The organism is Microbacterium sp. Gd 4-13 (genome assembly GCF_003095395.1).
Lineage (GTDB): Bacteria > Actinomycetota > Actinomycetes > Actinomycetales > Microbacteriaceae > Microbacterium.
Genome location: NZ_QEIJ01000002.1, coordinates 17,543 through 40,229, shown reverse-complemented (window position 1 = coordinate 40,229; position 22,687 = coordinate 17,543). Strand labels below are relative to the sequence as shown.

Here is a 22,687-nt window from a genome sequence, read left to right as displayed (position 1 = left end):
TGTTGTGTGGAGCGTTCTCTCAGCTTCGGCGCAGAACCCTACACTCGACCCTGGCTCGGCCGGCCGCATGGTGGCCGGTGAGCCGGACGCACCCGAGCGTCGCTTCACCCGTCGGTACAAAGGAGTAATCGCCATGCCCTCATCCCGAAGGCACCACCGCCTGTGGTCACTGTTCTTGGTCGCCCTGGCCCTCGTTCTCGCGGGCGGCTCGACCGCCGCGATAGCGCAGACCTCGTTCGGGTCTGTCCAGGTACGTGACGTCGCATTCACGTCGGCTGACGGCAAGACGGTCTCGGGGCTCCTGTTCGTCCCCGACGGTGTCACCGCCGAGTCGCCGGCGCCCGCGGTGCTCGCCGTGCACGGATACGTGAACTCCCGGGAGATGCAGCAGGCTCCGTCGATCGAGCTCAGCCGTCGCGGCTACGTCGTCCTCGCCATCGACCAGTCGGGCCACGGGCGCTCGGACGCCCCGGCCTTCGGCAACGCCTTCAACGGCCCGGCCGGCCTCGGATACCTCCGATCGCTCGACATCGTCGACACCGACAACATCGGGCTCACCGGGCACTCGCTGGGCGGTTCGACGATCATGAACGCCGCCGCGGCGTTCCCCGACGGGTACCAGTCGATGGTCCTCCTCGATTCGGCCACCGGGTTCTTCGGCCCTCCCGGAACCCCCGACTTCCCGCGCAACCTGCTCGTGCAGTTCGCCGAGTTCGAAGAGTTCTCCGGGTCGATGTGGGGCGAGGCCAACACGCGCGACATCCCCGCGAGCGAAGCGCTCAAGGCGACGTTCGGCACCACCGACGACGTGGTGCCCGACCAGCTCTACGGATCGATCGCCGACGGCACCGCGCGCGAGCTGGTGCGTCCGGTGAACAACCACCCCGGCGTGACGCACGATCTCGCGGCCACGCAGCACATCATCGACTGGTTCGGACAGACTCTCGAGGGCGGCCACGACGCGGCCGGACAGATCTGGTGGCTCAAGGAAGCCGGAACGTTCGTGGCGATGGTCGGCGCCGTCCTCATGATCTTCGCCACCGGCGGACTGCTGCTGCGCGCTCCCTTCTTCTCGCAGATGCGTCGTCCCGTCCCCGCTGCCGCCGGCAGCCGATGGGGCTGGCCGTGGGCCGTCTCGGCGCTGCTGACGGCGGGCATCCCCGCGTTGACCTTCTTCTGGTTCAACACCTGGGGGGCGCTGTGGATCCCCGCCGGGCCCGTCTTCGGTCAGACTTTCGCGACCGGGATCGCGGTATGGGCACTGCTCAACGGCATCATCGGTCTCGTCATCTACGCGATCGGTGCGGCTCTGGCACGCCGCTCGTCGGGCAACCGGGTGCTCCCGAACCTGCCGGAGGTCGACGGTGACGTCGCCGCTCCTCGTGCGCGTGCCGTCATCGGACGCGCGGCGCTCGTCGCGACGATCGCGGTCGGTGCCGCCTACGTGCTCGTCGTCCTCTCGGACTGGTTGTTCAAGACCGACTTCCGGCTCTACGTGCTGCAGTTGCAGCCGTTGACCATCACGCGGTTCGCGCAGTTCCTCGTGTACCTGATCCCCTTCACGGCGTTCTTCCTGATGCTCACCTTCACGTTGCACCGCTCGCTGCGCTGGCAGGGACGGTCGATCTCGCGGGGCAAGGAGATGCTGGCGAACGCCATCGTGCTCCCCGCGGGAATCCTCGTGCTCGAGATCATCAACTACGTCCCGCTCCTCGTCACCGGACGCCTGGCGATCGACGAGGCGCTGCTCACGATCGTCGGCTACCCCTTCATCGTGGTGCTGGCTCTCGTGGGCATCATGTCGACGTACTTCTTCCACCTCACCGGCACGATCTGGACCGGAGCGTTCGCGTCCGCGCTTCTCGTGACGTGGAACGTCGTCGGCGGAACGGCCATCCAGGGCGACGTGCAGGAGTGGGGTCCGTTGGCGCTGGTGGTGCGCTTCGTCCTCCCGCTGCTGGCGGCCATCGTGCTCGTCCTCGTGGTGATCGTGCGTCGCCGACGCGATCGCGTCAGCGCCGCGTAGCCGCAGGTCACGCCGCATCCGGGCAGAAGCGCCGCGAGAGCATCCCGCTCTCGTGGCGCTTCTGCGTTCGGCCCTGCAGTTCCATCCGCCGCGCCGCGTACGCGCACAGAATCCAGGATCGATCCGCGTTCTCGGGGGCTTTCGGGCCCCCGAGCAGCGATCCGTCCTGGATTCTGGTCCGCAGGCTACGCGACCGGCTCGGATGCTGCGGCACGACCGCGCTCGAACCCGGCGGTGAAGCCGCGCCCGACGTCTGGCCTCGTCCATAACACGGGAGGGCCTCCCTCGCGCGGGCGGAGAGGCTTGGATACCGTGTTCCGGTGACCGACGGAATCCCTGCCGAGAAGCCATCGCCCGTATCGACCGACTCGAAGGCGCCGCTCGGGGTCGCCAGATGGGTGGTGATACCCGCCGGCGCGGTCGCGCTGCTGATCAGTCTGTTCGCGGTGATCTTCCCCGCGCAGGCCGAGGTCGCGTTCGCCGCCGTGCAGGCGGGCATCGTGAACACCTTCAGCTGGTACTACGTGCTGATCGCCGCTTTCTTCGTCGCGTTCGCCCTCTTCGTCGGCTTCAGCCGGTTCGGTGATATCAAGCTCGGCAAGGACGACGACGAGCCCGAGTTCTCGACCGGCTCGTGGATCTCCCTCCTGTTCGCCGCGGGCATGGGCATCGGTCTCGTGTTCTACGGCGTGAGCGAGCCCCTCAGCCACTACGTGAACCCGCGCCCCGGGGTCATCGGCACCGACGCGCAGCTCGCCCAGTCGGCGTTGACCCAGACCTACCTGCACTGGGGCATCCAGGCGTGGGCGATCTACGTCGTGGTGGGTCTCGGTCTCGCCTATGCCATCCACCGCCGAGGGCGTCCGCTGTCCATCCGCTGGGCGCTGGAGCCTCTCCTCGGCAAGCGCGTTCGCGGCGGCTGGGGCAATGCGATCGACGCGATCGCGCTCGTCGGGACCCTCTTCGGCGTCGCGACGTCGCTGGGTCTCGGGGTGCTGCAGATCAGCGCCGGTCTCGATGCGGGCGGGATCGTCTCGGAGCCCGGGCTGCCGGTGCAGATCGTCATCATCGGCGTCATCACGATCGCGGTTCTCTTCTCGGTGCTCTCGGGCGTGACGAAGGGCATGAAGTGGCTGTCGTCGATCAACCTGGTGCTCGCCGGGCTCCTGATGCTGTTCATCCTCTTCGCCGGTGACACGGCGTTCCTGCTGCGCGAGTGGGTGCAGTCGATCGGCGCCTACATCCAGAACTTCGTCGGCCTCAGCTTCACCGTCAGCGCGTTCCAGGGCGAGGCGGGTCAGGAGTGGCAGGCCGCGTGGACGTCGTTCTACTGGGGCTGGTGGATGTCGTGGGCGCCGTTCGTCGGCATCTTCATCGCGCGCATCAGCCGCGGACGCACCGTGCGCCAGTTCGTGGTCGGCGTGCTGCTCGTGCCGACGCTCGTCGGTGTGCTCTGGTTCGCCGTGCTCGGTGGGTCGGCGATCGCGCTCGAGATGCGCAGCCCGGGTGCGCTCACCGAGGCCGATGGATCGGTCAACGTCGCGGGGGCGCTCTTCCAGCTGCTCGACAGCCTGCCGGGCGGGGCGATCCTCACGATCGGCGCGATCATCCTCATCGCGATCTTCTTCGTCACCTCCGCCGATTCCGGGGCGCTGGTGATGGGCATGCTCGCGACCGGGGGAAACCCCGAACCCGCCCGATGGGTGCGCATCCTCTTCACGCTCGTCACCGCGTTCCTGGCGATCGCGCTCCTCGTCGCGGGGGGTCTCGACGCTCTGCAAGCGGCGGCGATCACGACCGCGCTGCCGTTCAGTGTCGTGATGCTCGCGATGTGCTGGGCAACCGTCATCGCGTTCCAGCGCGAGCGGCGGGCCTACGAGCGGGCGCGCCGAGCGCAGTTCGTCGACCAGATCGGAGAGCACTACGGTCTAGAGGTCGAGGCGCGCGACGATACGGGCCTCCGGGCGCCCGACTGGTGGCCGTGGAAGAAGCGCGCGGATGCTGCGCCCGCAGCATCCGACACCCCTGCCGGCCCGACGAACACCTGACCGAGAATCCGATCTGCGCGCCGAGACCCTGACATCGTGTCGGGGTGTCGGCGCGCGGAAGCGGTTTCGCGGGTCGTGCCTCGGTCGGGAGCCGCGCTCAGTCGATCGTGGCCTGCTTCGCCTTCACGGGGAGCATGAGGAAGAGCCCCGCGAGCAGCACCAGCACGATGCCCAGGATGCCCAGGCGGGTGTCGCCCGTCACGCCGACGAACAGGGCGAACAGGCCGGGCGCGAGGAACGACACGGCGCGCCCCGTCGTGGCGTACAGGCCGAAGATCTCCCCCTCCCGACCCGCGGGGGTGATGCGGGCGAGGAACGATCGGCTGGCCGCCTGCACCGGTCCGACGAACGCGCAGAGGATGAGTCCCGCGACCCAGAATCCGCCCTGAGCCGAGCCGATGAACAGCACGGCGGTGCCGGTGACGACCAGGCCGACGAGCGAGAACAGGATGAGGTTCTTCGGGCCGAACCGGTCGTCGAGCCGGCCCGACGCGATGGTGCTGATGCCGGCGACGAGGTTCGCCGCGACAGCGAAGTAGAGCACCTCGGTGGAGGAGAAGCCGAAGACCTGCTGCGCGATGATGGCGCCGAAAGTGAAGACGCCGGCGAGGCCGTCGCGGAACACGGCGCTGGCGAGGAGGAACAGCAGCACCTGGCGGTTTCCGTGCCACAGCGACGCGAGCGTGTGCCACAGCACGGCGTAGGAGCGGAAGAACCCCACGCGCACGCGCCGCGACGGCGCCTCGATCTCGGGCACGCGCACGAGGACGGGGATGGCGAACAGGCCGAACCAGATCGCCGAGGCGACCACGGCGACGCGGATGTTGAGCCCGTTCTCGGTGGTGATGCCGAGCACGCCTCCGGTGCCCTCGGCGCCGAAGTTCTGGATGAACAGCACGAGCAGCAGGATCAGCAGCACGATTCCGCCGACGTAGCCCATGCCCCAGCCGAAGCCCGAGACGCGACCCACGGTCGTCCGCGTGCTGACCTGCACGAGCATGGCGTTGTAGTTGACGCCCGCGAACTCGAAGAACACGTTTCCGACGGCGAGCAGGGTGGCTCCGAGCACGAGGTACCCCGGTGCGGCTTCCACGAAGAACATCGCCGCCATCGCCAGCACGACGACGAAGGTGTTGATCCCGAGCCAGAGCTTGCGGCGGCCACTGCCGTCGCTGCGCTGACCGAGCACCGGTGCGAGCACGGCGATGACGATGCCGGCCACCATCAGGGCCACCCCGACGAGGCTCGCGTTCGCGGCGAGGGCGGCGACCAGGTCGGGGTTGCGGTCGTCGTCGCCGGCCGCGGCGACGATCGCCGGATCGACGAACAGCCCGCTGGCCAGATACGTGCTGAAGACGAACGTCGTGACGACGGCGTTGAAGGCCGCGGAGCCCCAGTCCCACAGCGCCCATGACCAGACTCTCGAGCGGGGGATGACAGCGGCCTCGGCCGGATCGGGGGAGCTCACGTCGGTCACGCTAGGCCGTCACGGTGAACACGCGGTGATGCCCCGCCGCAGGTCGGGCGGCCGCCGCGCGGGGGTGCGGCCGGGCGTTAGGCTCGCGACGACGAGAGGGGCCGGGAGATGTCGGATGCTACGCCGCAGGTCGACGTGGAGAAGGAGCGGGCAGCCGCGACCTACTTCAAGGAGCGCGTCTACGCGACGTTCACCGGTCTCGCGATCGTGCTCGTGACCGCCACCGCCTTCCACCCCGAACCCGACCACGCCTTCTTCGCGCTCGTGCTGGGCGTTCTGGGTATCACCGCGGCGGGGTTCGTGTCGGAGATCATCTCGCATCTCGCGGTGCACCGGGAGTTCCCCGACCGACGCCGCGTCGAGGAGATGCTCAAGGTGGCGGGCGGCGCGATGGGCACGGTGATCATCCCGGGTGGCATCATCGTGCTCTCCTGGGTCGACGTGCTCGACATCGAGACGGCGCTGACGGTGTGCGCGTTCGTCTTCATCGGCACGCTGGCCCTCATCGGCTGGCTCGGCGTGCGTCGCTCCCGCCTACCCGTCCGCCAGCAGTTGCTCGCCCTGCTGCTGCTGCTCGCCCTCGGTCTTCTCGTGATCGGCTTGCAGACGATCGCCCACGCGATCTGATCGTGCGAAGTTGAGCCGATTCATAGCAAGTTCGTTTGACCGCGACTCTCGGGTTCGATAGCCTTGAGTCATCACGGCTCAACCCTTCGCGAACTCGAGGAGCGGTTGAGCCCCCAGAACTCGAATCGAACCCAGGGGCGCAGCATCCGCTCGTCTCACCTAGAAGGAGATCAACATGGCACGTGCTGTTGGAATCGACCTCGGAACCACCAACTCGGTCGTCTCCGTCCTCGAGGGCGGCGAGCCCAAGGTCATCGCGAACGCGGAGGGCTTCCGCACGACCCCGTCCGTCGTCGCGTTCACGAAGGACGGCGAGGTGCTCGTCGGCGAGACCGCGAAGCGTCAGGCCGTCACGAACGTCGACCGCACCGTCTCGAGCGTGAAGCGCCACATGGGCACCACCTGGGGCTTCGACGTCGACGGCAAGAAGTGGACGCCGCAGGAGATCTCCGCGCGCATCCTCCAGAAGCTGAAGCGCGACGCGGAGGAGTACCTCGGCGACACCGTGACCGACGCGGTCATCACGGTTCCCGCGTACTTCAACGACGCCGAGCGTCAGGCCACCAAGGAGGCCGGTGAGATCGCGGGCCTCAACGTGCTCCGCATCATCAACGAGCCGACCGCGGCCGCTCTCGCCTACGGCCTCGACCGGGGCAAGGAGGACGAGCTCATCCTGGTCTTCGACCTCGGCGGCGGAACCTTCGACGTGTCGCTGCTCGAGGTGGGCAAGGACGACGACTTCTCGACGATCCAGGTGCGCTCCACCTCCGGCGACAACCGCCTCGGCGGTGACGACTGGGACCAGCGTCTCGTCGAGTACTTCATCAAGCAGTTCAAGGACACCACCGGCGTCGACGTCTCCGGCGACAAGATCGCCCTCCAGCGTCTGAAGGAAGCCGCCGAGCAGGCCAAGAAGGAGCTCTCGAGCTCCACCTCGACCTCGGTCAACCTCCCGTACCTCTCGCTGACCGACTCGGGCCCCGTCTCGCTCTCCGAGACGATCACGCGCGCGAAGTTCGAGGACCTCACCAAGGACCTCCTCGACCGCACGAAGAAGCCGTTCGAGGACGTCATCCGCGAAGCCGGCATCAAGGTGGCCGACATCGACCACGTCGTGCTCGTGGGTGGTTCGACCCGTATGCCCGCCGTCGCCGAACTCGTCAAGCGCGAGGCCGGCAAGGAAGCCAACAAGGGCGTCAACCCCGATGAGGTCGTCGCCGTCGGCGCCGCTCTCCAGGCGGGCGTGCTGAAGGGCGAGCGCAAGGACGTCCTGCTCATCGACGTGACCCCCCTGAGCCTCGGCATCGAGACCAAGGGCGGCATCATGACGAAGCTCATCGAGCGCAACACGGCCATCCCGACCAAGCGCAGCGAGACCTTCACCACGGCAGACGACAACCAGCCGTCGGTCGCGATCCAGGTCTTCCAGGGCGAGCGAGAGTTCACCCGCGACAACAAGCCGCTCGGCACCTTCGAGCTCACCGGCATCGCTCCGGCCCCCCGCGGCATCCCGCAGGTCGAGGTCACCTTCGACATCGACGCGAACGGCATCGTCCACGTCTCGGCGAAGGACAAGGGCACCGGCAAGGAGCAGTCGATGACCATCACCGGCGGCTCTTCGCTGCCGAAGGAGGACGTCGAGCGCATGGTGCGCGAGGCCGAGGAGAACGCGGCCGAAGACAAGAAGCGTCGCGAGTCGGCCGAGGTGCGCAACCAGGCCGAGACCCTCTCGTACTCGATCGAGAAGCTGCTCTCCGAGAACGCCGACAAGCTGCCCGAGGACGTCAAGACCGAGGTGCAGGGCGACGTGGACGCACTCAAGAGCGCGCTCGCCGGTGACGACGACGACGCGGTCAAGACCGCCTTCGACAAGCTCAACCAGAGCCAGGGCAAGATCGGCGAGGCCATCTACAACGCTGGTCAGTCGCAGCAGGCCCCGGATGCTGCGCCCGACGCCGCGACCGATGCCCCCTCCTCCGACGAGGACGTGGTGGACGCCGAGGTCGTCGACGAGGAAGACGAGAAGAAGTAACCATGGCGAAGAAGAACTTCGAAGAGCCCGGCGCCGACGACGGCCGGGGCGACGACGAGGTTCGGCCGAACGGGGAGGGGTCGGGCGCTGAGTCCGCGGGCGCTGAGTCCGCCGCAGCATCCGACCCCTCGTCGCAGGACGAGCTGACCGTGGACGACATCCTCGGCGCGGAGCAGACCGCTCAGGCGCAGGCCGAGGACACGACCCTGGCAGACCTCGAGTCGCAGCTGCTCAACGACCTCAAGCGTCTGCAGGCCGAGTACGCCAACTACCGTCGCCGTACCGAAGACCAGCGCGAGCGAGAGATCGAGCGGGCGAAGGGCGAGGCCGTGAAGGGCCTGCTCCCGGTGCTCGACGATCTGGACCGCGCGGTCAAGCACGGCGACCTCGAGGCCGGCACGCCCTTCTCGGCGATCGCCGAGAAGGTGCGTTCCGTGGCCGAACGCCTGGGTGTCGTCTCGTACGGCGTTGCCGGCGAGGAGTTCGACCCGCAGCAGCACGAGGCGATCTTCCAGGCGCCGACCCCGGGCGTGACGGTTCCGACCGTGCTCGAGGTCGTCGAGGTCGGTTACCGTCTCGGCTCTGTCGAACTGCGACCCGCGAAGGTCGTCGTCGCCGTCCCGGCGGAATAGGAGCACCGTATGGCGAGTCAGGACTGGTTCGACAAGGACTTCTACAAGGTGCTCGGCGTGGCGAAGGACATCTCGGAGGCCGACCTCAAGAAGACCTACCGCAAGCTCGCCCGCAAGTATCACCCCGACTCCAACCCCGGCGACGCGAAGGCGGAGGCGACCTTCAAGGAGGTCAGCGAGGCCTACGCGGTGCTGAGCGACCCCGAGCAGCGCGCGGAGTACGACCAGATCCGCGCCATGGGCTCGGGGGCGCCGCGCTTCACGGCCCCGGGCGGCGGCAACGCCGGCTTCGAAGACGTCTTCAGCATGTTCGGTCAGGGTCGTGGGGGCCCGCGCACCCAGTCGTCGAGCAACTTCGATGACTTTTTCGCGAACTTCGAGCCCGGCGGCTTCGGCTCCGGACGGTTCGGGCAGACCTCGGGCGGGTATCGCGGGTTCGGCGGCCCGACCCGGGGTTCCGACGTCACGGCGCGCACGACGGTCGACTTCGTCACGGCCACCAAGGGCGAGACGATCTCGCTCCAGGGCGACGACGGCAAGCCGTTCAAGGTGAAGATCCCCGCCGGGGTCTCGGACGGCCAGAAGATCCGTCTCCGCGGCCGCGGGCGCCCGTCGCCCGACGGCGGCGAGAACGGCGACGTCGTGGTGCAGGTGACGGTGCGCCCGCACCCCGTTTTCGTGCGGGACGGTCTGAATCTGAGGGTCACCGTTCCGGTCACCTTCACCGAGGCGACGCTCGGGGCGACGATCGAGGTGCCGACCCTCGGCGGTGATCCCGTGAAGCTCCGCGTCGCGCCCGGCACCCCGTCGGGGCGCGTGCTGCGCGTGAAGGGTCGCGGCGTCGAGACGTCGAAGGGCACCGGCGACCTCCTCGCCGAGGTGCAGGTCGCCGTGCCCGCACACCTGGATGATGCGGCTCGCGAGGCGCTCGTGCGCTTCCAGGAGCTCGAGCCGAAGGAGAACCCTCGCGCCGAGCTGATGTCGAAGGCGCGCGGCTGAGGTGAGCGGAGGAGAGGGGGAAGACTGGTGACAGACGTGGATGACGAACTCGACGCGGATGCGCCGATCTTCGCGATCGCAGTGGCGGCCGAACTGGCCAACATGCACCCGCAGACGCTGCGGCAGTACGACCGACTCGGGCTCGTGGTGCCCGGCCGCACCCAGGGCGGATCGCGCCGCTACTCCTCCCGACACATCGGGCAGCTGCGCGAGGTCGCCCGCCTCTCGAGCGAGGGGATGAGCCTTCCGGCGATCGCCCGGCTGCTCGCGCTCGAGGAGCACGTCCACGCCCTCACCCGCCGCGTCACCGACCTCGAGCGTCAGCTCAACGCCGAGCGGCAATCCCGCCCCGGCGCGCGCGTCTTCGCGGCCGGCGCCACCGGGTCGGTCGTGACGCTCCGGCACGGCGCCCGCGTGCGCCGCGCCACCGACGTGGTGCTCTGGCGACCGCGTCGCCCCGGTGATGAATCCGCCCACTGACGTCTCGCGCACTTCGGGGTGTGCCTGCTCTAGAGTGCGATCATGCCGTCGAAGTCCTCGCCCCCGCGCGCACGCAACGCGGGGGAGACCGCGGCGACCCGGCGCTGGGAGGCGGCGAGCTACTGGCCGCTGACGGTCGCCGCGCTCGCGTTCCTCATCGCCTACACGTTCCAGGTCATCGGCGATCTGCGGGGCCTGTGGTCGACCGTGACCACCGTCGTCGTGGTGACGACGTGGGTGATGTTCATCGTCGACTACCTCGCGCGCCTCCTGCTCAGCCACCCCCGCGGGCTCTGGGTGCGGCGGCACCTCATCGACATCGTCATCGTGCTGGTGCCGACCCTGCGGCCCGTGCGGCTGCTCGGCGCGCTCACTCGCCTCACGTCGTTCACGCGTACCGCCGGCAGCTCGCTGCGCGCCCGTCTGCTGATCTACGGCGCGGGCGCGGCCCTGCTTCTCATCTGGATGGCCTCGCTGACCGTGCTCAACGCCGAGCGCCACGCCCCCGGGGCGACGATCACCTCCTTCGGCAACGCCGTGTGGTGGGCGTTCTGCACCGTGACCACCGTCGGATACGGCGACTACACGCCGGTGACGATCCCGGGGCGGGTCATCGCGGTGTTCCTGATGGTCGGGGGTGTGGTGCTCGTGGGCCTCATCGTCGCGTCGTTCTCATCGTGGGTCGTGGAGCGAGCCGCCCGCGGCCACGAGGACCAGTTGCCGGCCACCCGAGCCGACGTGCAGGAGGTGATGCGCGAACTCGAGCACGAGCGCGCATCCCGTGAGAGCACCGACCGGCGAGCGGCGGGCGGTTCCGACGCCCGTTCGTGAAGGATTGCCCCGGATCGCCGAGCGTGGGTTAGCTTTGTCACCAGTAGACAATTCACAGGGGGTAAACCGTGTCGGATCTTCGACCGTTGGCGATGGGTGATCAGATCGCACATCGCCTGAGGGTGGAGATCATCCGCGGGATCATCCCGCCCGACACCCATCTCGCCGAGGACCACCTGGCCGCCCGCTTCGATGTCAGTCGCGGGCCCGTGCGCGACGCGTTGCGCCAACTCGAGACCGAGGGGCTGGCGGAAGACCGGCGAAAGAGGCTGTACGCCCGCGCGATGGATCTCCGCGACGTCGAGGAGCTCTACACCGTGCGCGAGGCCCTCGAGTCGCTGGCCATCCGGCTCGCCATCGAGAACGCGAGCGCGAAGGACTGGGACAACGTCCAGCGCATCGTGGACTCCATGGCCGCCGCTGCGGAGGACGACGACGGGGAGCGGTTCGCCGACGCCGACATGGCCTTCCATACGAGCTTCTATGCGAACTCCGGCAACCGTCGCCTCCTCGATGCGTGGCGGCCCTACCAGCGCATCTTCGCGATCCTGTTCGAGCTCAGCGACACCTCGGACATCGCCTCTGCGACCGAAGATCACCAGGGTTTCCTCGATGTGGTGCGCACGGGCGACGTCGAGGCGTCGGTGCGGCGGCTCAGGCTGCATCTCACCCTGGCGAAGGGCCACGTCCGCGACGTGCTGCGCGGGCTCGCGCACTCCTGAGGCTCACTTCCGCAGAGGGGCGCCCGTGGCATCAGGCCGCGGGCGCCCCTTCGTTTCGTCGTCTTGACATGCCAACGACCCGCCCTCTATGGTGACTGTTAACAGTAAACAAATCGTTCAACGGTGATCGATTCCTCGGAATCCTGACCCGCCCAGAAAGGCCTCCGAGATGACTGCTACCGCCCCCCTGATACCTGTCGGCACGGGACGAACGGTCATCGTCGGGCCGGTCCGATACCCCGAACTCTGCTCGTCGGGCCGTCAGCTGCTCATCGACCACGGTTTCACCCTCGTCGAGAACGACTCCACCGTTCCGTGGACCCAGGCCGAACTGCACGCGCTCATCGCCGACGCGGACGCCGCCGTCGGCGGGGTGGAGGTCTACGACGCAGAAGCGCTCTCACACGCGAACCGTCTGCAGATCATCGCCCGCCTCGGTGTCGGCCTCGACAACATCGACCTCGACGCCACCCGCGGCCGCGACGTGAAGGTCGTGAACGTGCCCGGCGGCAACGCCGCCGCGGTGGCCGAACTCGCCATCGGATTCATGCTGTCGGTCCTGCGCCGCATCCCCGAGATGGACTCCGCCACGAAGGCGGGCCGGTGGGACCGATTCGTCGGCCGTGAGCTGGCAGGCACGTCGATCGGCCTGATCGGTTTCGGCGCCATCGCCCAGCTGCTCACCCGTCGGCTCGCCGGCTTCGACGTCTCGATCAAGGCCTACGACCCCTACGCCGACGAGGCCGCCGCGGCGCGCCTCGGGGTGTCGCTGGTCGACACGGCGGCTGCGGCGGTGGCCGACGTCGACATCGTCAGCGTGCACGCCCCGCACATCGCGGCGACGCACCACATCGTCGACGCCGAACTGATCTCCGGCATGCGCCAGGGCACCATCCTGATCAACACGTCGCGCGGTGGCCTCGTCGACCAGGGCGCTCTCGTGGACGCTCTGGCCACGGGCCGCATCGCCGGAGCCGGCCTCGACGTGTTCGAGATCGAGCCCACCTCGCAGGACAACCCGCTCTTCTCCCACCCCATGGTCGTCGTGGCCCCGCACGCCGCGGCCGACAGCCGCGAAGCGTACGAGCGGATCGGGCTCGCCACCGCCGAGGCGATCGTCGACGTCTTCGCCGGCCGCGTTCCCACGGCGCTGGTGGCCTGACCTTCACACAACCCGAACACCCCACGAAAGGAACACCGATGTTCACCACACAGCGATCGCGGCGCCTTCTCGCCGTCCTGGCCTCCGGGGCGGTTCTCGCCCTCGGCCTCACCGCCTGCGGCGGCGGAAGCGGCGGTCAGGCGGAGGGCGAGGTCACCGAGCTGACCGTCGTCGCCGCCAACAGCCCGTGGACCGAGGGACTGAAGACCCTCGCCACGCAGTACGAGGAAGAGACCGGCATCGCGGTCACGATCGAGGCGTACGGCAACGAGCAGCTCAACGACAACTACAAGGTCAAGCTGAACTCGTCGTCGTCCGACTTCGACGTGATGGCCTTCCAGGTGCAGGACGTCATGCGCGAGTTCTCGCGCAACGGATGGCTGGCCGACATGACGGAGTACGTCTCGTCCGACGCCGAGTGGAACTGGGAGGACTTCCAGCCCGCCGCGCGCGACGCGGTGGAGCTCGACGGCGTCGTCTACGGCGTCCCCGTCATGACCGAGCGCCAGATCGTCTACTACCGCACCGACCTGCTCGAAGCGGCCGGCCTCGAGGTGCCGACCACGCTCGAGGAGCTCGAGACGGCGATCGCGACGCTGAACGACCCCGAGAACGGCGTCTTCGGCATCGCCATGCGCGGCTCGCGCGTGCCGCTGGTGACGCAGCTCTCCTCGTTCCTCTACAGCTTCGGTGCAGACTTCCAGGACGCCGACGGCAACGCATCGATCGACACCCCGGAGGCTGTCGAGGCCATCGAGCTCTACGGCAACCTGCTGCGCGAGTACGGCCCTCCCGGAGTGACGAACATGGGCTGGGTCGAAGCATCCGCCCTGTTCGCTCAGGGGCGCGCGGCGTTCTACATCGACGCCGACAGCCAGGCCTACACCTTCCTCGACGAGGACAACAGCAGCGTCGTCGACACCGTCGGTTTCGCGCAGTTCCCCGAGGGTCCCGACGGCTCGAAGTTCTACAACATCGTGCCGCAGACCGTCGGCATCAACGAGTTCTCGACGAAGAAGGATGCGGCGTGGGAGTTCATCAAGTGGGTGACCAACGAGGAGAACACCAAGTGGCTGCTCGAGAACGAGACCGTCCCGGGCGCCCGTCAGTCCGCCTGGGACGATGACGCCGCCGTCGCCAAGTTCCCGGCCGGACTCGTCGAGATCGTCCGCAACGTCGCCGACCACGGTGTCGGTCACGACCGCCCGCAACTCGAGCAGGTCGCCGCGGCGCGCGAGATCGTCGGCGGTCCCGTGATCGCCGCGATCGAGGGCGGCGACGTCTCCGAGGCGGCGGCGTCGGCCAACACGCAGTTCCAGGACCTCCTGGATTCTGAGAACTGATCGGGCCGGGGTCTCGGCGGCTGCACCGCCGGGACCCCGCTCACCAGAGGAGGAAGAAGTGGCAACGATCACCGCCCCGCGCCGCCCGAGCGCCGCGACGCGCGCCGTCGACTGGGTCGACGCGCACCTGAAGTGGATCCTCATCGCGCCGTCGGTGGTGTTCATCGGTGCGCTCATCGCGTTCCCCATCGGGTACACGGTGTTCCTGTCGCTGACGGACTCCGCCGGGTCGGTCAACCGGCCGTTCGAGTTCGTCGGCCTGGCGAACTACGTCGGATGGCTCACCGACACCGAGCGGTTCTGGCCGGCGGTGGGACGCACGGCCTACTTCACCGGTGTCGCGTTGGGGCTGGAGCTGCTCTTCGGACTCGCGATCGCACTGCTGCTGCGCAAGACCTTCCGAGGCCAGGGGATCGTGCGGGTCTTCATCCTGCTCCCGCTCGTGGCCACCCCGGTGGCGGTCGGCATGATGTGGCTGCTCATCTTCGAACCCACCATCGGGTTCGCGAACGTCGTGATGCAGTTCTTCGGTCTTCCCGCGCAGGGGTGGCTGTCCGATCCCGCGACCGCGTTGAACACGCTGATCTTCATCGACGTCTGGCAGTGGACCCCGATGGTCATCCTCATCCTGCTCGCGGGGCTCTCCACGCTCCCCGAGGAGCCGGACGAGGCTGCGCGGGTCGACGGTGCCAACGCGTGGCAGCGCTTCCGACACATCACGCTGCCCCTGCTCGCGCCGGTCATCGGCGCGGCGGCCATCCTGCGCGCGATCGACGCCATGAAGACCTTCGACATCATCTACGCCACCAAGGGCATCGGCGGCGGATCGAGCCACGAGGCCGAGACGCTGAACATCCTGGCCTACGGGCAGGCGTTCCAGTTCTCGCAGTACGGGAAGGCGTCCGCCCTTCTGATGCTGTTCTTCATGCTCATCGTCATCGTGCTCGTCGCCCTGGCCATTCTTCGCAAACGAGGAGACCGCTCATGAGCGTCACCGCCCCCATCCGGCCCCGTCAGGGAGCCACCCCCGCCGCCGCCCGCCCGCTGCCGACGCCGCGTCGGCGCAGGCGGACACGTGCGCAGATCATCGGCGGCACCGCCCGCGTCGTCGGCATCGTCGCCGTCGTGCTGGCCTTCCTCGTGCCGCTGGCCTGGATGTTCCTGGCGAGCATCAAGCGCAACCGCGACGTCGTCGACCCCTCCCGCACGTTCGACTTCGAACCGACGCTCGGCAACTACGACACGGTCTTCGGGGCGCAGAACTTCCTGCCGATCATCGGCAACAGCGTCATCGTGGGCATCGGCGCGACGCTGCTCGCCCTCCTGATCGGGGTGCCCGCCGCCTACGGCATCGCCCGCTACCGGGTTCGCAGTACGACGGCCTTCCTGCTGATGGCGCGCGTGATCCCGGGTGTGAGCCTGCTCATCCCCTGGTACTTCCTGTTCTCGCAGATCCAGCTCGTCGGCACCTACACCGTGCTGATCCTCACGCACCTGTTCGTGACGATGCCGCTCGTCGTCGCGATCATGTCGAGCTTCTTCGACGGCATCCCGCACGAGCTGGAGGAAGCGGCGCAGATCGACGGGACCAGCCGGATCGGTGCGTTCGTCCGGGTCGTTCTCCCCCTGTCGGTGCCGGGTATCGCGACCGCGTCGATCCTGTCGTTCATCTTCAGCTGGAACAACTTCCTGTTCGCGCTCGTGCTGTCCAGTCAGGGTACGAGGACGCTGCCCGTGGCGATCGTGAACTTCACCAGCTACGCCGCGGTCGACTGGGGCGGGCTCATGGCCGCGGCCGTCGTCATCACCGTCCCGGTGATGATCGTCGCCCTCATCGCCCAGCGATACGTCGTCAGCGGTCTGACCGCCGGCGCGACGAAGGGCTGACGTGCCTGCTCTCCCCGCGTCGTGGGTGATCGGCGGTGGCAGCGGTATCGGCGAGGCATCCGCCCGGGCGTTGGCTCGGCTCGGAGGTCACGTGGTGGTGTCGGGCCGCCGAGAGCGCGAGCTCGACCGTGTGGTCGCCGAGGTCCGGTCGGCCGGCGGCTCGGCGACGCCGCTCGCGCTCGACGTGTCCGATGACCGCGCGGTCTCGGGGGCCGTCGCGACCATCGAGGCCGAACACGGGCCCGTCGCCACCCTCGTGTTCAGCGCCGGCACCAACGTGCAGGAGCGCTTCTGGGACGCCGTGACCCCATCGGCGATCGACCACGTCATGGATGTGAACCTGCACGGGGCGGTCCGCGCGGTGCACGCCGTCCTGCCCGGCATGCGTGCGGCCGGGGGCGGCCGCATCGTGCTCATCTCGTCATGGGCTGCCTGGCGCCATTCCCCGGGCGCGGGGGCCGCCTACTCGATGAGCAAGACCGCCCTGGGGGTGCTCACCGAATCGGTCAACGCCCAGGAGCACCCGAACGGGGTGCGCGCCACCCACCTGTGCCCCGGAGAGGTGGCGACCGACATCCTCGACACCCGTCCGAACCCGCCCTCGGCCGAGGCGCGCGAGTCGATGCTCCGCGCCGCGGACGTGGGGGAGGCGGTGGGGTGGATCGCCGCGCTGCCCGAACGGGTCTGCGTGAACGAGCTCGTCCTCACCCCCACCTCGAACACCTCCTACGCCTGATCTGCGTCATCCGTTCCACCATCTGAAAGGCCGCATCACATGTCACGTCGCGACATCGTCACCGCCATCCCGACCAGCTTCCACGCCGACGGGAGCCTGGACCTCGAGGGGAGCCGCGCGATCTTCCGCTACGTCGCGCAGTCGGGCAACGAAGGCGCCTTCGTGCTGGGGACGACGGGGGAGTTCCCCGCCATCGACGAGGAGGAGTTCCGCGCGCTGGTGGGAGCCGCGGTCGAGGATCTCGGCGGTCGGATGCGCGTGATCGTGCACGTCGGTCGCTCGAGCGCGTTCGAGGCGGTGCGGCGGGTGCAGATCGCCCGCGAGCTGGGGGCGCGCGAGTTCGCGGCGCTCACTCCGTACTACCTCGCCTCGGCGGAGGCCGCCGTGGAGAGCTACTTCGAGGCCGTGTCCGAGGCCGTCGGCGACGGATCGTTGTTCGTCTACGTGTACCCGAAGCGCAGCGGCGTCGAGGTCAGCCCCGCGCTCCTGGCCCGTCTCGCGAAGCTGCCGAACGTCATCGGCGCGAAGATCAGCGAGATGAGCCTCGACGACATCGCCGCCTACCGCGCCGTCGTCGACGATGACTTCGTGCTCTACACGGGCGCGGACCGCGACCTCGTCGCCGCGGGCGAGGTCGGAGCGCAGGGCGTCGTCTCGGGGGTGTCGTCCGTGCTGCCGAAGCCGTTCCGCGCGCTCGCCGCAGCCGCCGACGGCGGCGACCCCGAGATCATCGCGACCGCGCAGGCGGCCGTCGACGACGTGGTGCGGGTCATCGGGGGCGACATGCCCCGCATGAAAGCCGCCCTGCGCTCGATGGGCGTCGCGGACGGTCGCTGCCGCATGGCGCTCGTGGAGCCCGACGACGAGGCGCTGGTCGAGATCGATCGCGTCATCGCCGCCTACCGCTGATCCGCACACGGGGAAGAGAGGCGGATGCCATGACGGTCCGCTGCACGATGGGCGTCGATATCGGCACGTCCAGCAGCAAGGGCGTCCTCGTCGATGCGCAGGGCCGGATCGTCGCATCGGCGGCCGTCGAACACGAGGTCTCGCGTCCGCGCACCGGCTGGGTCGAAATGGACGGCTCGGTCTGGTGGGACGAGTTCGTGACGCTCTCGCGCGAGCTCCTGGCGCGCGTCTCGGGGCAGGACGTGGAGGTCAGCGCGGTGGGCGTCAGCGGCATGGGTCCCTGCGTGCTGCTCGTCGACGCCGACGCGACCCCGGTCCGTCCGGCGATCCTCTACGGCGTCGACACGCGCGCGACCGACCAGATTTGTCGCCTGACCGAAGCGCTCGGCGAGGACGAGATCGTGCGCATCGCGGGGTCGTCCCTGACGACGCAGGCCGGCGGCCCGAAGATCGCGTGGGTGCGCGACGAAGAGCCGGAGGCGTATGCGCGGGCTCGTCGCCTCTTCATGCCGGCCTCGTGGCTCGCGCATCGCCTGACGGGTGCGTACGTGCTCGATCATCAGTCGGCGAGTCAGATGACTCCGCTCTACGACATCGAGCACGAACGGTGGCACGAACCGTGGTGGCGGCTCATCGCGCCGGGACTTGAGCAGCCGCTCCTGCGGTGGGCGGGAGAGGTCGCGGGTCTCGTGACCCGCGACGCCGCCGACCGCACCGGTCTCGCGGAGGGGACGCCGGTGATCACCGGCACCATCGACGCGTGGACCGAGGCGGTGAGCGTCGGAGCCCACGGTGCCGGCGACCTCATGCTCATGTACGGCACGACGATGTTCCTCGTCGCCACCGGCAACGAGACTCTTCGCACCCCGTCGATGTGGAGCACCGTCGGGGCGTTCCCCGGGTCTCGCAACCTCGCGGGCGGTCTGGCGAGCTCCGGCGCGATCACCCGATGGATCGCGGCCCTCACCGGCGCCGACTACCCGCGCCTCCTCGCCGAAGCCGCGGAGTCGGGGCCGGGCGCGCGGGGCCTGGTGATGCTGCCGTACTTCGCCGGTGAGCGCACGCCCATCCTCGACCCCGACGCGCGCGGCGTCATCGCCGGTCTCACCCTCGAGCACGACCGCGGCGATCTGTACCGCGCCGCTCTCGAGGCGACCGCGTTCGGCGTGCGGCACAACGTCGAGACGATGCGCGCCGCGGGCGCCGACATCCGACGCATCGTCGCGGTCGGCGGGGGGACCCAGGGCGCCCTCTGGCTGCAGATCGTCTCGGACGTGACCGGCCTCGTGCAGGAGGTCCCCGAGGTCACGATCGGCGCATCGTACGGCGCGGCCTTCCTCGCGGCGGCCTCCGATCCCTCTCGCGACGACGCCCCGCGCATCGAGGACTGGAACCCGGTCGCACGCACCGTCGTCCCCGACCCGGCGGTCGCCGCGCTCTACGACGACCTCTTCACCCTCTACCTCTCCCTCTACGACGGAACGGCCGTCATCACCCACGATCTCGCTGCGCGTCAACGCAGCCTCACCGACACGGAAGGCGCTCCCCGATGACCACGTACACCCTCCCCTCCCCGCCGCCCCGTCTCACCGCGCCCGCGCGCACCGCCTACCTCATCGCCAGCGGCGACCTCCGCGAGTCGGCGAACGTCGCGGGCTGGCCCACGCAGGCCCGGATGGAGGCGGACGTGTCCGCGGCGCTCGCCGAGCTCGGCTGGGAGGTCGTGCGCGCGAACGGCGTCGATCCCGAGACGGGCCACGGGTTCATCTCGAGCCAGCGGATGGGGCTCGAGGTGTTCCGCAGCATCCCCGCCGATGCGCCCCTCATCGTCGCCGAGGCCGTCTGGCAGTACTCGCACCACGTGCTCGCCGGCCTGCGCACCCACCGCGGTCCGATCCTGACGGTCGCGAACTTCGCCGGCGACTGGCCGGGGCTCGTCGGACTGCTGGGCCTGAACGCCGGCATGACCAAGATGGGCACCGAGTACTCGACGATCTGGTCGGTCGACTTCACCGACCCGTGGTTCCGGGACGGGCTGCGGGAGTGGACCGAGACCGGCCGGATCGTCCACGACGAGTCGCACGTCAGGCCGCTGCCCGAGCTGGCTCCCTCGCCCGAGCGCGATCTGGGTCGCGCGCTGGGAGACCAGCTGCTCGCCGAGAAGGCCATCATCGGTGTCTTCGACGAGGGCTGCATGGGCATGTACAACGCGATCTTCGACGACGAGCTGCTGAATCCGACGGGCATCTACAAGGAACGCCTCTCGCAGTCGGCCCTGTACGCCGAGATGCTCGTCGTCCCCGACGAGGAGGCGGATGCCGCGCGCGACTGGTTGATCGACCGGGGGATGACCTTCCGCTTCGGCACGGACGAGGCGACGGAGCTCACCGAGGGCCAGGTGCGATGGCAGATGAAGATGTACATCGCGGCGCTGCGCATCGCCGATGATTTCGGCCTCGACGCCGTGGGCATCCAGTACCAGCAGGGCCTCAAAGACCTGGTGCCGGCGTCGGATCTCGCCGAGGGGGTGCTCAACTCCACCGAACGCCCGCCGGTGTTCTCGCGCGACGGCGGGCGCGAGCTGTTCGCCGGTCGGGCCATGCCGCACTTCAACGAGGCCGACGAGGGCGTCGCGGTCGACGCTCTGGTCACCGACCGGGTCTGGACGGCGATGGGGCTCGTGCCCGACAACACGCTGCACGACGTGCGGTGGGGCGAGGAGTACGACGGCGAGTTCGTGTGGGTCTACGAGATCTCGGGATCGGTTCCCGCTTCGCACCTCGGGGGATGGGACAAGGCGGAGGGGTGGCGGCAGGGGCCGGTCTTCTTCCCCGCCGGCGGCGCCACCATCAACGGCGTCTCGCGCCCCGGTGAGCTGGTGATCAGTCGCGTCTTCATCGCCGACGGGATCCTGCAGGTCGACATCTTCCGGGGCAGCGCGGTCGAGCTGCCCGAGGCTGAGACGCGTCGGCGCAAGGAGGCGACCAATCCCGAGTGGCCCATCGCGCACGTGGTGCTGCACGATGTCTCGCGCGACCAGTTCATGGCCCGGCACAAGGCGAACCACGCCCAGGTCGTCTACGCACCCGACGCCGCGACCGCCGACAAGGCCCTGATCGCGAAGGCCGCTATGTTCGAACGCATGGGCATCGCGGTCAATCTGGTCGGCCGGGTGACGGTGTGACCGGCGGCTGGGGGGCCGCCCGATGAGCGGCTCGGGGGTCGTCGTGCTCGGCAGCGCCAACATGGATCTCGTGGTGCGCCAGCCGCGCCGCGCGGAGCCGGGCGAGACGCTCTTCGGCACGGACTTCTCGACCGGACCGGGCGGCAAGGGGCTCAACCAGGCGATCGCCGCGGCTCGCGCGGGCGCGTCGGTGCGCTTCATCGGAGCGGTGGGGGCGGATGCTTTCGCCGAGCGCCTGCGCGACCGGCTCGTCGCCGACGGGGTCGATGTCGAGGGGCTGCGGACGGTGCCCGGTGCCACCGGTATCGCACAGATCACCGTGACCGACGACGGACAGAACACGATCGTGGTCGTGCCCGGGGCCAACGCCGATCGCGCGTTCACCGAGGACGACCGCTCGGCGGTGGCGGCGGCATCCCATCTGGTCGTGCAGCTCGAGAGACCGATCGAGCTGCTCGAGGTGGCCCTGCGTCACGCGCGCGACGCCGGGGTCACGACCGTGCTCACGCCGGCGCCGGCGGGGGCGGGCCTGGATGCGCTGCTCGATCTCGCCGACGTGCTCGTGCCCAACGAGGGCGAGGCGATGATGTTGAGCGGCCGCGACGATGCCGAGTCCGCGGCGATCGAGCTCAGCCGGCGCGCCGCGACGGTCATCGTCACCCTGGGAGAGCACGGCGCGCTCGTGGCGCGCGGGGGAGCGGTGGTGCGTCGTGTCGGCGCGCGCCCCGCCCGCGCGGTCGACACCACCGCGGCGGGCGACACCTTCGTGGGCGTGCTCGTGGCGTGGCTCGCCGACGGGCGATCCCTCGACGAGGCCCTCGAGGCCGCGATCGCGGGGGCGGCGATCACGGTCACCCGGGCGGGCGCGGCCGAGTCGATGCCGTCGCGCGACGAGATCGATCGCGCGCTCGCCTCGCCCGTCGCGACCGGCGGGGTCTGACCGGGGTCAGCGCGGCGCGGGACCGGGGTCGATGCGCAGCACGGCGGGCGACTCGCCGACCGAGAGGTCGTCGATCACTCTCAGGCTGCGGGCGATCTCGTCGACCGCCGGCAGCACGGTGGCGATCCGCGCGCGGTCGGAGCAGACGGCGGTCAGGGTGACGAAGTGGCTGCCGGTGTCCCAGGTGTAGGTCGCGAAGGGCGGCGTGCGCTGGTCGGTCGGCAGGTCGATCACGAGCTTCTCGCCGACGCCCAGGTGGGGGTTGCGGAAGTCTTCGGTGTCGTCGTACTCCATCGGCATGCTCGCGCGCGCGGTGCGCAGCTGCGGCGTGGCCTCCTGCAGCTGCGCCATCGCGACGACGAGTTCGGGATCGGACTTCCACACCCAGACCCGCACGCGTCCGGCGGCGCGGCGCATCAGGAGCGGCGCGGCCTGGCTCGCCGCCCACGCGAGGAACCCGCTGCCGGGGCGCTCGGTCGCTCCCACGGCGCGGTTGGCCTGCCCCAGCAGCATCCGGATCGCCGCTTTGCGGTGCCGTCGCCCGCGCAGGCCCAGCGACTCCGTCACCGCCACCCAGCGGGCGGGATCGGCCTCTGCCTGCAATCGCGTCGCCATGCCTTCCAGGTTAGGCGTCGACGGTGGTCTTGCGGTG

The 22,687-nt window shown here is 69.4% G+C and carries 20 protein-coding genes; 18 read left to right on the top strand and 2 right to left on the bottom strand.

Features of this window, described 5'->3' with window-relative positions; all coding sequences use genetic code 11:
- The first annotated feature begins 133 nt into the window (after positions 1-133).
- Together DEA06_RS04925 and DEA06_RS04920 are read left to right on the top strand one after the other, a co-directional pair.
- A complete protein-coding gene (locus DEA06_RS04925) occupies positions 134-2,026 on the top strand; it encodes an alpha/beta fold hydrolase (protein ID WP_165817926.1) in 1,893 nt (630 codons plus the stop codon).
- Positions 2,027-2,424: 398 nt separating this feature from the next.
- Positions 2,425-4,074, top strand: a complete 1,650-nt coding sequence (locus DEA06_RS04920; RefSeq protein WP_240606852.1) for a BCCT family transporter — start codon at positions 2,425-2,427, stop codon at positions 4,072-4,074.
- Positions 4,075-4,171: 97 nt separating this feature from the next.
- On the opposite strand, the gene DEA06_RS04915 is transcribed toward DEA06_RS04920, so the two are convergent.
- On the bottom strand, positions 4,172-5,542 hold the full coding sequence (locus DEA06_RS04915; RefSeq protein ID WP_240606823.1) for an MFS transporter: 1,371 nt from the start codon (positions 5,540-5,542) through the stop codon (positions 4,172-4,174).
- A gap of 117 nt (positions 5,543-5,659) precedes the next feature.
- Here DEA06_RS04915 and DEA06_RS04910 point away from each other — a divergent pair, with 117 nt between their 5' ends.
- The 16 genes from DEA06_RS04910 (at position 5,660) to DEA06_RS04835 (ending at position 22,035) form a co-directional block, all read left to right on the top strand.
- Positions 5,660-6,178: a hypothetical protein gene (locus DEA06_RS04910; RefSeq protein WP_116646872.1), complete on the top strand. Its 519-nt coding sequence runs from the start codon at positions 5,660-5,662 to the stop codon at positions 6,176-6,178.
- A 175-nt stretch (positions 6,179-6,353) separates the two neighbouring features.
- On the top strand, positions 6,354-8,210 hold the full coding sequence (dnaK, locus tag DEA06_RS04905; protein ID WP_116646871.1) for a molecular chaperone DnaK: 1,857 nt from the start codon (positions 6,354-6,356) through the stop codon (positions 8,208-8,210).
- A 2-nt stretch (positions 8,211-8,212) separates the two neighbouring features.
- Positions 8,213-8,842 (top strand): nucleotide exchange factor GrpE, encoded by a 630-nt coding sequence (locus DEA06_RS04900; protein ID WP_116646870.1) that lies wholly within the window; start codon positions 8,213-8,215, stop codon positions 8,840-8,842.
- 9 nt (positions 8,843-8,851) lie between these two features.
- Positions 8,852-9,841: a DnaJ C-terminal domain-containing protein gene (locus tag DEA06_RS04895; protein WP_116646869.1), complete on the top strand. Its 990-nt coding sequence runs from the start codon at positions 8,852-8,854 to the stop codon at positions 9,839-9,841.
- A 27-nt stretch (positions 9,842-9,868) separates the two neighbouring features.
- Positions 9,869-10,321, top strand: a complete 453-nt coding sequence (locus DEA06_RS04890) for a MerR family transcriptional regulator (RefSeq protein WP_205781219.1) — start codon at positions 9,869-9,871, stop codon at positions 10,319-10,321.
- Between the two features lie 42 nt (positions 10,322-10,363).
- Positions 10,364-11,152: a potassium channel family protein gene (locus DEA06_RS04885; protein WP_116646867.1), complete on the top strand. Its 789-nt coding sequence runs from the start codon at positions 10,364-10,366 to the stop codon at positions 11,150-11,152.
- Positions 11,153-11,244: 92 nt separating this feature from the next.
- A complete protein-coding gene (locus DEA06_RS04880) occupies positions 11,245-11,874 on the top strand; it encodes a GntR family transcriptional regulator (RefSeq protein ID WP_116646866.1) in 630 nt (209 codons plus the stop codon).
- Between the two features lie 169 nt (positions 11,875-12,043).
- On the top strand, positions 12,044-13,036 hold the full coding sequence (locus DEA06_RS04875) for a phosphoglycerate dehydrogenase (protein ID WP_116646865.1): 993 nt from the start codon (positions 12,044-12,046) through the stop codon (positions 13,034-13,036).
- A gap of 38 nt (positions 13,037-13,074) precedes the next feature.
- Entirely contained in the window at positions 13,075-14,379 is a 1,305-nt protein-coding gene (locus DEA06_RS04870; protein WP_116646864.1) for a sugar ABC transporter substrate-binding protein, read from the top strand.
- A gap of 58 nt (positions 14,380-14,437) precedes the next feature.
- Entirely contained in the window at positions 14,438-15,367 is a 930-nt protein-coding gene (locus DEA06_RS04865) for a sugar ABC transporter permease (RefSeq protein WP_240606822.1), read from the top strand.
- Entirely contained in the window at positions 15,364-16,266 is a 903-nt protein-coding gene (locus DEA06_RS04860; RefSeq protein ID WP_116646863.1) for a carbohydrate ABC transporter permease, read from the top strand. The genes DEA06_RS04865 and DEA06_RS04860 overlap by 4 nt, the downstream gene beginning before the upstream one ends.
- 1 nt (position 16,267) lies before the next feature.
- Positions 16,268-17,002, top strand: coding sequence for an SDR family NAD(P)-dependent oxidoreductase (locus DEA06_RS04855; protein WP_116646862.1), 735 nt, complete (start codon positions 16,268-16,270; stop codon positions 17,000-17,002).
- 39 nt (positions 17,003-17,041) lie between these two features.
- On the top strand, positions 17,042-17,911 hold the full coding sequence (locus DEA06_RS04850) for a dihydrodipicolinate synthase family protein (protein ID WP_116646861.1): 870 nt from the start codon (positions 17,042-17,044) through the stop codon (positions 17,909-17,911).
- A 29-nt stretch (positions 17,912-17,940) separates the two neighbouring features.
- Entirely contained in the window at positions 17,941-19,464 is a 1,524-nt protein-coding gene (locus tag DEA06_RS04845) for an FGGY-family carbohydrate kinase (RefSeq protein WP_116646860.1), read from the top strand.
- Positions 19,461-21,095: a fucose isomerase gene (locus DEA06_RS04840; RefSeq protein WP_116646859.1), complete on the top strand. Its 1,635-nt coding sequence runs from the start codon at positions 19,461-19,463 to the stop codon at positions 21,093-21,095. Before DEA06_RS04845 ends, DEA06_RS04840 begins: the two co-directional genes overlap by 4 nt.
- A gap of 22 nt (positions 21,096-21,117) precedes the next feature.
- Positions 21,118-22,035, top strand: coding sequence for a ribokinase (locus DEA06_RS04835; protein ID WP_116646858.1), 918 nt, complete (start codon positions 21,118-21,120; stop codon positions 22,033-22,035).
- A 6-nt stretch (positions 22,036-22,041) separates the two neighbouring features.
- Here DEA06_RS04835 and DEA06_RS04830 read toward each other — a convergent pair whose 3' ends face one another.
- On the bottom strand, positions 22,042-22,650 hold the full coding sequence (locus DEA06_RS04830; RefSeq protein ID WP_116646857.1) for a hypothetical protein: 609 nt from the start codon (positions 22,648-22,650) through the stop codon (positions 22,042-22,044).
- Positions 22,651-22,687 lie beyond the last annotated feature (37 nt).